14 protein-coding genes are annotated in these 13,476 nt (G+C 65.3%); 5 read left to right on the top strand and 9 right to left on the bottom strand.

What is annotated here, in order from left to right; all coding sequences use genetic code 11:
• Nucleotide 1 precedes the first annotated feature (1 nt).
• The 3 genes from ACQ4WQ_RS02665 to ACQ4WQ_RS02655 form a co-directional block, all read right to left on the bottom strand.
• Complete coding sequence (locus ACQ4WQ_RS02665; RefSeq protein ID WP_436494488.1) at nucleotides 2-610, bottom strand: chemotaxis protein CheB; 609 nt, start codon at nucleotides 608-610, stop codon at nucleotides 2-4.
• A gap of 1 nt (nucleotide 611) precedes the next feature.
• Nucleotides 612-1,463 carry a CheR family methyltransferase gene (locus ACQ4WQ_RS02660; protein WP_436494486.1) on the bottom strand — a complete coding sequence of 284 codons (852 nt, stop codon included), beginning with the start codon at nucleotides 1,461-1,463 and terminating at the stop codon, nucleotides 612-614.
• A 122-nt stretch (nucleotides 1,464-1,585) separates the two neighbouring features.
• Entirely contained in the window at nucleotides 1,586-2,578 is a 993-nt protein-coding gene (locus ACQ4WQ_RS02655) for an aldo/keto reductase (protein WP_436494484.1), read from the bottom strand.
• 85 nt (nucleotides 2,579-2,663) lie between these two features.
• On the opposite strand from ACQ4WQ_RS02655, the gene ACQ4WQ_RS02650 reads away from it, so the two are divergent.
• Together ACQ4WQ_RS02650 and ACQ4WQ_RS02645 are read left to right on the top strand one after the other, a co-directional pair.
• Complete coding sequence (locus ACQ4WQ_RS02650; RefSeq protein ID WP_436494482.1) at nucleotides 2,664-3,554, top strand: LysR family transcriptional regulator; 891 nt, start codon at nucleotides 2,664-2,666, stop codon at nucleotides 3,552-3,554.
• A 67-nt stretch (nucleotides 3,555-3,621) separates the two neighbouring features.
• Complete coding sequence (locus ACQ4WQ_RS02645) at nucleotides 3,622-4,131, top strand: GAF domain-containing protein (RefSeq protein ID WP_436494481.1); 510 nt, start codon at nucleotides 3,622-3,624, stop codon at nucleotides 4,129-4,131.
• Here the strand turns inward: ACQ4WQ_RS02645 and ACQ4WQ_RS02640 are convergent, their stop codons facing one another.
• The gene (locus ACQ4WQ_RS02640) at nucleotides 4,132-4,719 is read right to left on the bottom strand and encodes an O-methyltransferase (protein WP_436494480.1); all 588 of its coding nucleotides are present in this window, start codon (nucleotides 4,717-4,719) and stop codon (nucleotides 4,132-4,134) included. It lies immediately after the preceding gene.
• Nucleotides 4,720-4,757: 38 nt separating this feature from the next.
• A complete protein-coding gene (locus tag ACQ4WQ_RS02635; RefSeq protein WP_436494478.1) occupies nucleotides 4,758-5,648 on the bottom strand; it encodes a DMT family transporter in 891 nt (296 codons plus the stop codon).
• A 107-nt stretch (nucleotides 5,649-5,755) separates the two neighbouring features.
• Between ACQ4WQ_RS02635 and ACQ4WQ_RS02630 the strand changes: the two genes are divergently transcribed.
• Together ACQ4WQ_RS02630 and ACQ4WQ_RS02625 are read left to right on the top strand one after the other, a co-directional pair.
• Nucleotides 5,756-6,535, top strand: coding sequence for an AraC family transcriptional regulator (locus ACQ4WQ_RS02630; RefSeq protein WP_326457227.1), 780 nt, complete (start codon nucleotides 5,756-5,758; stop codon nucleotides 6,533-6,535).
• An 80-nt stretch (nucleotides 6,536-6,615) separates the two neighbouring features.
• Nucleotides 6,616-9,078, top strand: coding sequence for a tetratricopeptide repeat protein (locus ACQ4WQ_RS02625; RefSeq protein ID WP_436494475.1), 2,463 nt, complete (start codon nucleotides 6,616-6,618; stop codon nucleotides 9,076-9,078).
• A 138-nt stretch (nucleotides 9,079-9,216) separates the two neighbouring features.
• Here the strand turns inward: ACQ4WQ_RS02625 and ACQ4WQ_RS02620 are convergent, their stop codons facing one another.
• From ACQ4WQ_RS02620 to ACQ4WQ_RS02605, 4 genes are read right to left on the bottom strand one after another with little or no spacing between them, the layout of a single operon-like run.
• The gene (locus ACQ4WQ_RS02620) at nucleotides 9,217-9,861 is read right to left on the bottom strand and encodes an FABP family protein (RefSeq protein WP_034783389.1); all 645 of its coding nucleotides are present in this window, start codon (nucleotides 9,859-9,861) and stop codon (nucleotides 9,217-9,219) included.
• A 56-nt stretch (nucleotides 9,862-9,917) separates the two neighbouring features.
• Nucleotides 9,918-10,322: a hypothetical protein gene (locus ACQ4WQ_RS02615; protein ID WP_436494473.1), complete on the bottom strand. Its 405-nt coding sequence runs from the start codon at nucleotides 10,320-10,322 to the stop codon at nucleotides 9,918-9,920.
• A 2-nt stretch (nucleotides 10,323-10,324) separates the two neighbouring features.
• Complete coding sequence (gene map, locus ACQ4WQ_RS02610) at nucleotides 10,325-11,128, bottom strand: type I methionyl aminopeptidase (RefSeq protein ID WP_070260327.1); 804 nt, start codon at nucleotides 11,126-11,128, stop codon at nucleotides 10,325-10,327.
• 17 nt (nucleotides 11,129-11,145) lie between these two features.
• Nucleotides 11,146-11,742, bottom strand: coding sequence for a TetR/AcrR family transcriptional regulator (locus tag ACQ4WQ_RS02605; RefSeq protein WP_034783384.1), 597 nt, complete (start codon nucleotides 11,740-11,742; stop codon nucleotides 11,146-11,148).
• Nucleotides 11,743-11,855: 113 nt separating this feature from the next.
• On the opposite strand from ACQ4WQ_RS02605, the gene ACQ4WQ_RS02600 reads away from it, so the two are divergent.
• A complete protein-coding gene (locus ACQ4WQ_RS02600) occupies nucleotides 11,856-13,370 on the top strand; it encodes an AMP nucleosidase (protein WP_152281250.1) in 1,515 nt (504 codons plus the stop codon).
• Nucleotides 13,371-13,476: the final 106 nt, after the last annotated feature.

Genomic DNA, 13,476 nt, shown 5'->3' with positions numbered 1-13,476 from the left:
TTCACTTGTCCCCCGCGTTGTCCAGCAGCGCCAGGCTGGCGGCCATCTGCGGCAAATCGAGCACGCGGTCGGCGCCGGCACGCTTGAGCGCGGCGGCCGGCATGATGCCACAACTGGCCCGCTGCGGGTCTTGCACCCAGGCGCTGCCGCCCAGTTGCCGCACGCGCGCCAGGCCGGCCGCGCCGTCGGCCGAGGCCCCCGTCAGGATGATGGCCAGCATGGCGCGCCGGTAGGCGTACGCGGCCGTTTCCAGCAAGACATCGATGGACGGGCGCGAAAAATACACGGGCTCTTCCTGAGACAGGGAAAAACAGCCATCGGGTTCGACTTGCAGGTGGTAATCGGGCGGCGCGAAATACACGACGCCCGCCTGCAGCGGCTCCTTGTCCTGCGCCTCGCGCAGGGGCAGCTGGCAGCGTTCCGCGTACAGCAGCGGCAACTGGCTCGAGCGGCCCGGCGCCAGGTGCAGCACCACCACCACGGTGGCGCGGCAGGTGGCGGGCAAGGCGCGCAGCACGATGCCCAGCGCTTCCACGCCGCCGGCCGAAGCGCCGATGGCGATGAGGCGCAGGCCGGCCGGCGGCGGCGCCACGTCGCAGCTCGGCAGCATGTCAGGCACGCTGGAAGATGCGTTCGGCCGGGCTCAGCTCGTTAAAGCTGTCCGCATGGCGGCTGAAATGCAGGCTTTCCTTCATGCCCAGGCCCAGGAAGCCCCGGTTCACCAGCGCTTCGTGGAACAGGCCCAGGCTGCGGTCCTGCAAGTCTTTATTGAAGTAAATCATGACGTTACGGCAGGAAACCATGTGCACCTCCGAAAACACGCTGTCCGTCGCCAGGCTGTGGTCGGCGAAGACGAACTGGCGCCGCAGGCGCCGGTCAAAGATGGCGCCCTTGTAGGCGGCCGTGTAATAGTCGGACAGCGAGCGCTTGCCGCCCGCCAGCTGGTAATTCTCGCTGAACTGGGCGATGCGCTCGACCGGATAGATGCCCGCTTCGGCGGCGGCCAGCGCCTCGACATTGATGTCGGTCGCATAAATCATGCTGCGCTCGAGCAAGCCTTCCTCGTCCAGCAAGATGGCCAGCGACCAGACCTCTTCGCCGCTGCTGCAGCCGGCCACCCAGATCTTGATCGAGGGATAGGTGTGCAGGATAGGCACGACTTTTTCGCGCAAGGCGCGGAAATACGCGGGATCGCGGAACATCTCGCTCACTTGCACCGTAAAAAATTGCAGCATCTGCGCGAACATGGCCGGCTCGTGCAAGATGCGGTCCTGCAATTGCGACAGGCTGGCGCAGCCGAAACGCTCCATGGCCTGGCGCATGCGCCGGCGCAGCGACGCCACGGAATAATCGCGGAAATCGTGCTGATAGCGCAGCAGTATTCCCTCAAGCAATAACTTCAGTTCTATATCGAAAATATCGTCATCTAGCACTTGACATCCACCCTTCCATTCATGCTGCATTCCCCGGCCCCGCACCACTTCACGGGTGCATGGGGCCAGCCGGAATGCTAGCAGATCGCCGGGGATTATCCCGCAGGAAAAGCATCAGTTAGGTACGCTGGCGTACGCTAGCACCACTTTTTTCAGGCATCCACGCCCTTCATGCCTTCCTCCGTATAGCGCGCGCCCGCCGCCATGCCCAAAGGAAAGGCCGCGTTCATCGCCGCCAGTTCGGCCCCGTCCAGATGCACGTCCAGCGCGCCGAGGTTGTCGTGCAAATACGCGATGCGCTTGGTGCCGGGAATGGGAATGATGTCGTCGCCTTGCGCCAGCAGCCAGGCCAGCGCCAGCTGGGCCGGCGTGCAATCTTTTGCGCGCGCAATCTCCCTGACCTGCGCGACGATGGCCTGGTTGCGCGCCAGGTTCTCGGCCGCAAAGCGGGGATTGAACTGGCGAAAGTCGCCTGCGTCGAGACTGGCCGCATCGGCGATGGCGCCCGTCAGGAAACCGCGCCCCAGCGGGCTGTAGGCAAAGAAACCGGCGCCCACCTCGCGGCAGGCGGCCAGCACGCCCTGCTCCGGCTCGCGCGTCCACAGCGAGTATTCGCTCTGCACGGCGGCCACGGGGCAGATCGCCGCCGCGCGCCGCAAGGTGGCGGCGCTCACTTCGCACAGGCCCACGGCGCGAATCTTTCCTTCTTGCCGCAATTGCGCCAGCGCCCCCATCGACTCTGCCAGCGGGGTATCGAGGTTCAGCCGGTGCAGGTAAAACAGGTCGATGCTCTCCACGCCCAGGCGCGCCAGCGACGCCTCGCACGCCTGGCGGATGTAGGCGGGGGAATTGTCGACGCGGCGCGCGTAGCTGCCCGCCTCGCGCGCCAGGCCGCACTTGGTGGCGACCAGCGCCTGGCCGCGATGGCCTTGTAAAAAACGTCCCAGCAATTGCTCGTTGTGGCCGAAACCGTAGGCGTCGGCCGTGTCGAACAGGGTCACGCCCGCCGCCAGGGCCGCTTCCAGCGTGGCCAGCGATTGCGCCTCGTCCGTGGCGCCATAGAATTCCGACATGCCCATGCAGCCCAGGCCCAGTGCCGAGCTGCTCAATCCGCTATGGCCGATGCGTCGTTGTTGCAGTTGCATGTTGATCTCCCTTAAGTGTCAATGCGGCCAGTCTAGACCGCGCCGGCTGGCGGGGGAATGCGCAATTTCGTGATACCTTTCTGGTATGAGAGCCCTCGATACCCACGCCCTGACCCTGTTTTGCGCCGTCGCCCGTTGCCTCAATTTCCGCCAGGCGGCAGAGCAATTGCACATGACCCAGCCGCCCCTGTCGCGCGCCATCAAGACACTGGAAGAAAACCTGGGCGCGCGCCTGTTCGAGCGCGACACGCAGGGCGTGGCCCTGACGCAAGCGGGCCGCACCCTGCTGCCGCAGGCGCTGCACATCCTCGACTTGCTGGAGACGGCGCAAACGTCGCTGCAGCGTGATGCCGCCCCGGCACGCCTGCGCCTGGGCCTGACCAGTTCCGTGGCGGCCGGCCTGTTCCGTCCGCTGCTGGCGGCGCTGGAGGCGCAACTGGACAATGTCCGCCTGGAACTGACGGCGGCGCCCTCGCCGCGCCTGGTCGCTAGCGTGCGCAAGGGCCAGCTCGACGCGGCCCTGCTGGCGCTGCCCAGCGCCACGTTCGAACTGGCCGTGCAGCCGCTGGCGCGCCAGCCCATGATGCTGGCCTTGCCCGCCGGGCACCGGCTGGCGAAGAAACGCAAGCTGGGCCTGTCTGATATCGCGCAGGAATCGGTCTACTGGTTCGAACGGGCGCGTCAGCCCGCCTTTTTCGACCATTGCCAGCAAGTGTTTCGCCGCCATGGCTTTGCCCCCGCCTTCCTGCGCGAGGCGCCCGACCACCATGTGCTGCTCGGCGACGTGGCGGCCGGCAAGGGCATGGCCCTGCTGGCCGATTCATTCCGCGCGCTGCGCCTCGCTGGCGTGGCCTACCGGCCATTGGCGGAGGGCGAGGAATTGGCGGCCGGCATCGGCCTGGCCTGGCGGGAAGAGCACGGCCATGCGGCCCTGCCCCTGCTGCGCCGGCTGGCGCAAGAATATCTGACACAGTGAGGGCCGCACGCGGATGCGCCAGACGCGCTACCATAACGCCTTCCCCATTTTGCGCCCGACCACGACCATGACGTTTACTATCAGCGACGCCGCCTACGCCACCGATACCCCCGCCGCCAAGCAAGCCATGTATGCGGACCTGCGTTCGCAGCTGCAAGGCCTGCTGTCGGGCGAAACCGATCTCATCGCCAATACAGCCAACTTCAGCTCGCTGGTCTTCAATACCATGCCCGGTTTGAACTGGGCCGGGTTCTACTTTCTGAAGGGCGAGGAACTGGTACTGGGACCGTTCCAGGGCAAGCCGGCCTGCATCCGCATCAAGAAGGGCCGCGGCGTGTGCGGCACCACCGTGGTCGAAGGCAAGTCCATCGTCGTGCACGATGTGCACGCCTTTCCCGGCCACATCGCCTGCGACGTCAATTCCCGTTCGGAACTGGTGGTGCCCGTGTTTGCGCACGGCCAGATCGTCGGCGTGTTCGACCTCGACAGCCCATTGATCGGCCGCTTCGACGATATCGACGCGCAAGGCGTCGAATCGCTGGTGCGCGTGCTGGAAGCGGCTATCGTCGCAGCGTAATCAATTGCCCGACTTGACGGCGATGAATTCGCCCTTGCCGACAGTCGCCAGGCAGGCCGTGTAGCGGCTGTCGGCACGGATGGCGTCGATAAAGCCAGCCATGTCCGCGTAGTGCGAACTGGCGTTGTCGACCACCAGCACGCCGCCGGCCGCCAGTGCGCGGTCCAGCTGCGGCCACCACTGTTCGTATTGCTGGCGCGCGGAATCGAGGAAGATGAAATCGTAGGCGCCGTCCGCCGCATCGCGCAGCACGTCGCCCGCGTCCGCCAGCAATTGCCCGATCACGCCTTGCAATTGCGCGCGCACAAAGTTGGCATGCGCCATGTCGAACTTGTCCTGCGCCTTTTCCACCGTCACCACGCTGCCGCCCAGCGCCTGCGCCGCGCGCGCCAGCCACAGGGTCGAATAGCCGTTCGAGGTGCCGATTTCCAGCACCCGCCGTGCGCCGCGCGCGTGCACGAGCACGGCCAGCAATTCGCCCGTGTCGCGCGTGATGTTGAGCATGCGGCTGGCGCGTTCCGTGTGCGCCGCATCATTGGTGTTGCCGAATGCTTCGAGTTCGCTCAACAGGGTATCGATGCCATGCATGCTGCCTCCTTATTCAAAGCATCAGCATAGCAAAAAAACTAGGCCGTGGCACGGCGCAAGGGGCGCTTCAGGGTTTGCACCATCACCACGCCCAGCAGCGTGACGCCGCCGCCGATCACATCGTAGCTGTGTAAGGTTTCACCGAGGAACAGCATGGCGATGATCACCGTGAACACGGGCAGCAGATTCATCAGGGTGGTGGCGCGGCTGGGTCCCAGCTTGGCCAGGCCATGCATCCACAGAAACGGCGCGATGATGGACGCGGGGATGCCGGCAAACAGCACCAGCGGCAAGCCGGCGCCGGTGACGGGCGGCGCGGACTGGCTCAGGTAATACACGAACAGCACGGGCACGGCGCACCAGACCTGGATCAGCAAGGAGTGCCAGTTATTCAGGGGAATCTTCCAGCGCTTGAGCAGCACGCCGTAACCGGCATACGACAAACACGCCAGCAGCATCAGCGCGTCGCCCACGGCCGCGCCATGGGCGATCAGGGCGGCCGGGTCGCCATGGCTGAGCAGGTAGCCGAGGCCCAGCAAGGACACGATGCCGCCGAACACGCCGCCCACGGTAGGCGCCTCTTTCAACACCAGCACGGACAGGCCCACGGCCAGCAGCGGCATCATCGACGCCAGAATGCCCATGTTGGTGGCCGTCGTCGTCTGCGCGGCGATGTAGGCGAGACACTGGTACATGACCATGCCCAACATGCCCAGCACAAACAGTTTGCCCAGATACGGTTTCACCAACGAGCGCTGCTTCCACACGGGACGGGCAAACACGAACGCCAGCAGCACGCCGGCCAGCAGCCAGCGGTAGAACGAGATGGCGGCCGGATCGATCACGCCCACGGCCAGCTTGCTGACGATGGTATTGATGGCCCAGATCAGCACGGCGATCACGGGAAACAGATAATGCTTGGCTTGCATGCGGCGGACTCCAGATGTTAATACCGCCATTTTCGCATGGTCCGATTCCATGGATATAATGCATACCGGACAAACGATGCGAAGAACAGGACAAAACAGGAGATACCATGGCCAGCAACCAGCATTTTCCCGCCGTTTCCGACACCCTGCCCTATCCCGTGTACTTTCGCCTCGACGACTATCACGCGCACCAGCAATTCGATTACCAGAGCCATCCGTGGGGCCAGCTCACGTATTGCTCCACGGGCGTGATGGAAATCATGGTGGCGGGCCAGCGCTATCTGTCGCCGCCCCAGTACGCCGTGTGGATACCGCCGGACACCTTGCACGACGGCTATATCCGTCAGGACGTCGTGTTTCACTCGGCCTACATCGATGCCAGTCTGTGCGCGCAGCTGCCGGCGCAGCCGTGCGCGCTGGTCCTCAGTCCCTTGCTCAAAGCCATACTCGGCGACTTCGCCGCAAGGAAAGTCACCACGCCCGCCACCGAAGCCGACCAGCGCCTGGCGCAGGTGCTGGTCGACCAGCTGCAGCTGGCGCCGTGCAGCCGCAACTACCTGCCCGGCAGCGACGACCCCGTCATCGCGGCCTTGCTGGACGCCCTGCAGGCGGAGCCGGGAAGTAAGCACTCGCTGGCCGAGTGGGCCGCGCAATTTCACGTCACCGAGCGCACTCTGGCGCGCCGCTGCCAGCGCGAGCTGGGCATGCCGTTCGGCGAATGGCGCCAGCGCCAGCGTTTCCTGGCCGCCCTGCCCCTGCTGGAACAAGGAGAAACCGTGCAGGCGATCGCGCTGGAACTGGGCTACAGCACGGCCTCCGCCTTCATCGCCATGTTCCGCCGCCAGAGCGGCGGCACGCCCGATCAGTTCCGCCGCGGCCTGCGCTGAAAAAGGGAGCCAGGGGTAGCCGCCTTGTCATATGGGGATGCTAAAATTCAAACATCTTTCCAGAGAGCAAAAGGACGCGCATGAATTCCAGCACCGAAACGGCCCGTGAAACCCCAGGCAGCGAAGATATGCCGCAGGTGACAGAGACGACCGTGACGGCGCCCGCGCCCATCCGCCTCGACAAGGAAGAAACACCCACGGTTCTGGGCAAGCTGCGCACCCTGGTGCAGGACAAGACGCGTTTCGAGCCGCAGGACATCACGCCGCTGGGCGAGGAAGACGTGCTGCAGGATTTTTCGCTGCAGGCCAATTACGCGCTGGAGGCGCGCTTCGAGCAGCGCGTCATCAATGGCTATTTCACGCCCTCGGGCAATGACCGCCACTGCGGGTCCCACGAGGTGGGAGCGCTCGCTCACGCGCAGGAGAAGGAGCGGCTGCGCCGCGCGGCGGGCAAGCTCGACGCTGCCTTGCGCCAGGCGGGCCAGGCCTACAACGGCGTCGAGACGGGCGTCTACCTCCCGCACGCCGTCAAGTACTGGCACCTCGATACCTGCATCCCCTGTTCCGGCAAAGGCCGCATCGGCTGCCACACCTGCCACGGCGCGACGACGGAAACGTGCTGGAACTGCCGTGGCGGGCGCACCGTCAGCTGCGACGCCTATGGCTGCTACGGCAGCGGCAAGGTGTCGTGCGCGTATTGCAGCGGCAGCGGCACGGTGGCCGAGCAAGTCACCGATTACATCACGGTGCAAGTACCCACTACCACCTACAGCAACGGCAGCTCGCACACGAGCTACCACAGCGAAACTCGGCCCCAGTACCGCACCGAACATCGCAATTGCTACCATTGCAGCTACGGCAAGGTCAGCTGCAACAGCTGCCACGGTTCCGGCAACATCAATTGCGGCACTTGCCGCGCCAGCGGCAAGGTCACGTGCCGTACCTGCAGCGGCGTGGGCGACCTGCGCTGCAACCCTTGCGACGGTTCCGGCAAGGTGGGCACGGCGGCCTGGGTCGACGTGCACGTGACGCCCGGCTACAGCGTCAGCCTGCCCAAGCAGGCGCCCGACGACGCTCGCCGCATCCGCGACAAGGAGAGCGTGCACTCACTGGCGGCCATTGCCAGCAGCCTGGCCCTGGCAAAAGTGAGCATTTACAATGAAGACCAGCCGCAGGAAGTCGACGCCCTGTATGCGGCCAAGCTGCGCCTCGTGCGCCTGGACGCATCGTGCAACGCAGAAAAACACCACCTGGTGGCGTACGGCACGGACTTGCGCTGGCTGACCCTGGACTACATCGTGGAAAAACTGCTGCGCGGCGACCTCAAGGCGCTCAGCGACGCGCTGGCCGGCAGCGCCGACGACGGCCTGTTCTCGGCCCACGTGCAGGGTTTGCTTACGCCGCTGCGCGACGTGGCCGCGTCGGAGCTGAATGCGGACGTGATCGAGTCTGTCCTCAGCGGCGACGCGGACCACGCGCACGTCGATGTCGTCTCCGCCGACTATGCAAACAATGTGCGCACCTGTGTGCTCGGTGCCCTGCGCCAGGTCTACACGCGGCTGGCCAAGCAGTTCTGGTGGAAAAGCGCGCTGGCCGCGCTGGCCGCCGCCATCGCCGCCTGGTTCTTCGCCGGGCGCGGGGCGGCCGCCGTCGCCGGCCTGCTCGTCACGGGCGCCGGCTACTGGCTGTTCAACCGCAAGGTCAAAGCCGTGCTGAGCGAAGCGCTGGGCGGCGAGCAGCAAGCCGCACGCGCCATGGGCATCGCCGGCAAGGGCCGCCGCAACCAGCTGGCGCAGGTGCTGATCCTCGCGCCCGCCAGCGTCGCCGTGCTGGCCGCCAGCTATGGCTTGCCCGTGCGCGTGCGCCCCGCTGCGCCGCCGCAGGAGGCCGCCATGGCCTCGGCACCCGTCGCGCCCCATGCGCCGGCCGCCGTGCCGCAGGATGCAAGTGCCGCCAAGGCCGTCAAGCTATATGAAAATGGCGACAAGGCGCAGGCGCTGGCCATGCTGGAGAGCCTGGTCGGCAAGGGCGACGCGGGCGCGTATGGGCTATATGGCTGGATGCTGCTGATGGGTGAAGGCAAGCCCGGCCCCGCCACGGCGCCGACGGCGCAGCAGCGCGAAGCGCGCCAGGTGGCCGCCAAGCCGCTGATCGGCAAGGGCCTGGTGAAGAACGACAGCTATGCCTTGACGGCAAAGGGCGTGATGCTGGCCGAAGGCTGGCAAGAGCCGCGCAACATGGCGCGCGGACTCGACCTGCTGAAACAGGCCGCGAACAAGGGCAATGCGCAAGCCATGCACTTGCTGGGCCTGTACCACGTGCGCGGCTACCAGATCCCCGTCAACCACAAGGAAGCGCGCAAATGGTTCACCCTGGCCGCCGACAAGGGCAGCGCGGGCGACATCTACAATCTGGGACTGATGGACTGGGAAGGCGCGGGCTTGAAACGCCCCGACCGCGCCAGCGCCATGCAGCGCTGGAGGATCGCCGCCGCCATGGGCGAGGAGCGTGCGATCAAGGCGGTCGCCCAGGGACAGCCTTAAGGAGCACCTGAGAAAAAGCCCATGGCGTTGTTGCGTTGCCTGGCCGTACGTTCGTACTGCCTGCGGCAACGCGCCTAGCCCTGAGCATTTTTCAGGCGCTCCAGCATAGCGGCGGAAAAAGTCGCCGCTTTTTGATTTTTACACTGCCGCCAGCGCCTGCAAGGCCATCGGATTCGGCGTCGGCTCGCCGATTTTCGTCAGCAGGTTGCGGTCCGTGTGGTGGAACGGTTCATCCTTGCCGCGAATGAGCATGACCGTGTCTTCGTCGTAGCCCCAGGTGCCGTCGGCGTGGATATCGACCTTGATGCGGTATTCGACCGTGGTGAACGCGTGTTCGAGGAAGGGGTTCGAGCAGATGCCGTAGGCCGTCGAATCGCGCTTGGCCACCAGTTCAAAGCTGGTGGCGTCCGCCGTCGTCGTGCCGGACGCCATGGCGATCTGGCCGCGCGGGATGGCCAGGGTCTGGATCACGGCGCCCGTGGCCGGCTCCCACAGCCAGTAGCCCACCTGCTCATGATAGGTTTTCACTTGGTCCGGCTTGGTGATGTGGATGTAGTAACGCAAGCCGTAGAACAGTTGCGGGCCGTTGGTGACGGGGTCGATCGGCTGCAGTTCGATGCGCTCGACGAAGGCCTGCTTGCGCGGACCATCGGCTTTCGGCTTGACGTCCAGGCCGCGCGTGCCCGTCCAGATGCCGGCCATGCCGGTCAGCGGTCCCAGGTTGTTCAGGGTATGCACGTCGGCGGACGGCTCGGTGTAGATATCTTCGGGAAAATCGCTCATGCGGAAGTCTTCAAAATGGGGCAACAGTGCTTGCCGCCATTGTAAGACGCAGGCCGCTATCTGGGAAAGAGCGCGATGTGGCGTTCGATGAACAGCAAGGCTGCTGCTGCCAACGAAGGGCGCTGCGTTTCGAACACGGCTGCGTCGCGCGTTTGCAGCAGATTGGCGGCCGCCTCGGGCAGCAGCAATTCATCGGCAATGAACGCCGCCACCGCGTCGATATTGACGTACAGGGCGCTGTCGAAGCCTTCCCAGTCCATGTAGGCCAGCCACTCGGCCAGCAGCACCACGCCGGCGACGGGCGGCGCCAGGGCCGCGATGCGTTCAGAACGCAGCACGCTGTCGTCGCGGATGCCTTCCTGCTGCAGGACGGCCAGCGCCACCTGCTGCAGCGCGTCTTCCGGATCGTGCCGGTATTTGTTCAGCAGACGCTGCGTCAGGCTGGCACTGGCCGCATCCATGCTCAGACCAGCGGCTCGGTCGAACCGGTCAGGGTGAAGATTTCAAAGCCCGTTTCCGTCACGGCCAGCGAATGCTCGAACTGCGCCGACAGCGAACGGTCTTTCGTCACCGTCGTCCATTTGTCGGGCAAGACCTTGACCTGGTAGCTGCCCACGTTGAGCATCGGCTCGATCGTAAAGATCATGCCCGGCTCGAGCACGATGCCCGTGCCGGCGCGGCCATAGTGCAGCACTTGCGGCGTGTCGTGGAAGACCTGGCCCACGCCATGGCCGCAGAAGTCGCGCACGGAGGAAAAGCCCTGCGCCTTGGCCACCGCCTCGATGGCGGCGCCGACGTCGCCCAGGGTCGCGCCCGGGCGCACGGTATGGATGCCGGCCATCATGGCGTCATACGCCGTATTGACGAGGCGGTTGGCGAGGATGGACACGGCGCCCACCTTGAAGGTGCGGCTGGTGTCGCCGAACCAGCCGTTGAATTTCGGCGTCACGTCGATGTTCAGGATGTCGCCCACTTTCAGTATCTTCGTTTCGGACGGAATGCCGTGCGTGACGACGTGATTGACGGAGATGCAGCTGGCGTGCTTGTAGCCGTGGTAATCGATGGTGCCGGGGATGGCGCCGGCGGCGCGCATGAATTCCTCGCACAGGGCGTCGAGCTTCGCCGTCGACACGCCCGGTTTGACGAAAGGCGCGATGTAGTCGAGCGTGTCGGCGGCGATGCGGCCGGCGGCGCGCATGCCGATGAAACCTTCTTCGTCGTGCAGGGGGATTTTCTTGCCGTGTTCAAGCTGGGTGGAATAGCGCATGGGGATTCTTTTCTTTGTTAGTGTGTGGTGTGGGCGGCCCAGCCGCGCACGGCATCGTGCGAGGCGCGCAGCATGGCGTCGACGCTGGCCGGTATCGGCCGCTCCTGGGTCAGGTAGGGCTTGACGACGGCCACGGGCGCGTCGATCAGCACGAATTTGAGCAGCATGTGATCGAGGTCCAGCTCCGTGGTGGCGGGCATGGCTTCGGCGCAGCGGACAAAGCAGGCGTCGAGCGCCGCCTGTTCCTCTTCGACGGCGGCCAGCAATTCCTCGCTGAGGCCACTGCTGAAATCGGGACTGTCCGCGCATTGCAGCAGGAAGCGCGCGTACACGGGCTTGCGCCGGCACCAGTCCAGCAGACCGTGCACGCCGGCCCAGGTATCGCCGCCGAGCCAGCGGCTGGCCACCTCCTCGCGGAAGTCGCTTTTCACGCGCAGCCAGGCGCGCGCCAAAATCGCGTTGCGCGAATCGAAGCGGTGATACACGGAGCCGATGGGCGCACCGGCCTTGACGGCGATGGCGGCCATCGACACGGCGCCCACGCCGCACTGGGCGGCGACGGCGATCGCGCTGTCGATGAAGTTGTTTTCGTTGAATTTGGCTAGTCTGACCATTCAAATAGAATACAGATTCTATTTGAATCCGTCAAGCGCCCCCGACATGCGCCAACATGAGTTGCCTTGCTGCCTTACAATGGTATGCACGAACCGCTACAAGGAGAATCCGCTTGCTTACGCCCCCCTTCATCGCCTCCTCCCGCTTCGACGATCCACGCCTGGCGTTGGAACAGGTGCAAGCCATTTACCGCAGCAGCATCGAACACCTGCGCGACGCGCTGCAGCGCTTTGTCGCCGGCGAAGACATGCACGAGCGCGTGCGCGCCTGCTACCCCTTCGTGCGCATCCAGACCGACACCGTGGCGCGCGCCGACTCGCCGCTGGCCTACGGTTTTGTCGCCGGGCCCGGCGTGTTTGAAACCACGCTGACGCGCCCCGACCTGTTCGGCGATTACTACCTGGACCAGTTCACCCTGCTGCTGAAAAACCATAACAGCGGCCAGAAGGTGCACCTGGAAGTGGGCGTGAGCGCCCAGCCCATTCCCGTGCATTTCTCGTTCGCCGAGCATGACCATATCGAAGGCAATATGGATGCGGGCCGCCGCTTGGCCATGCGCGACCTGTTCGACCTGCCCGACCTGTCGGCCATGGACGACGGCATCGCCAACGGCACGCACGAACCGGCGCATGGCGAAGCGCAGCCGCTGTCGCTGTTCACGGGACCGCGCGTCGATTATTCGCTGCAGCGCCTGCGCCACTACAGCGGCACTTCGCCGCAGCATTTCCAGAACTTCGTCCTGTTTACCAATTACCAGTTCTACATCGACGAATTCATCCGCCTGGGCCACGCCATGATGGACCGCGCGCCCGACGCGCAAGCGCCATCGGACGACGACGGCTACGTCGCCTTTGTCGAACCGGGCAACGTGGTCACGCGCCGGGTTGGACAGACAGTCGAGAGCGAGGATGCGCTGGGCGCCGCGCCGCCGCGTTTGCCGCAGATGCCCGCCTACCATTTGCTGCGCGCGGACGGCAGCGGCATCACCATGGTCAATATCGGCGTGGGACCGGCCAACGCGAAGACCATCACCGACCATATCGCCGTGCTGCGCCCGCACGCCTGGCTGATGCTCGGTCATTGCGCGGGCCTGCGCACCACGCAAAGCCTGGGCGACTACGTGCTGGCGCACGCGTATGTGCGCGAAGACCACGTGCTCGACGAAGACTTGCCGCTGTGGGTGCCGATCCCGCCGCTGGCCGAAATCCAGCAGGCGCTGCAAACGGCGGTGGCGGAAATCACCCAGCTCACGGGGCATGACCTGAAACACATCATGCGCACGGGGACCGTGGCCAGCACGGACAACCGCAACTGGGAACTGCTGCCGCAGCGCACGCCGGAGCGCCGCTTCAGCCAGAGCCGCGCCATCGCGCTGGACATGGAAAGCGCGACGATCGCCGCCAACGGCTTCCGTTTCCGCGTCCCCTACGGCACCCTGCTGTGCGTGAGCGACAAGCCGCTGCACGGCGAAATCAAGCTGCCCGGCATGGCCAACCACTTCTACCGCGAACGAGTCGACCAGCATCTGCGCATCGGCATCCGCGCCGTGGAACTGCTGCGCCGCCAGGGCGTGGACCGGCTGCACAGCCGCAAATTGCGCAGCTTTGCCGAGGTGGCGTTCCAGTAAGCTGCGCGACGCCCCACGCCAGCCGCCCTTCCCGGGCGGCTTTTTTTTGCCCGGCGCCCAGTCCAGGCCCATGCCGCGACACCGCCATATACAGTGCAAATGTCGT

This window comes from Janthinobacterium goodfellowi, from assembly GCF_051380695.1.
Lineage (GTDB): Bacteria > Pseudomonadota > Gammaproteobacteria > Burkholderiales > Burkholderiaceae_D > Janthinobacterium.
The sequence above is the reverse complement of the archived record's forward strand: the minus strand, read 5'-3'. Positions and strand labels throughout refer to the sequence as shown.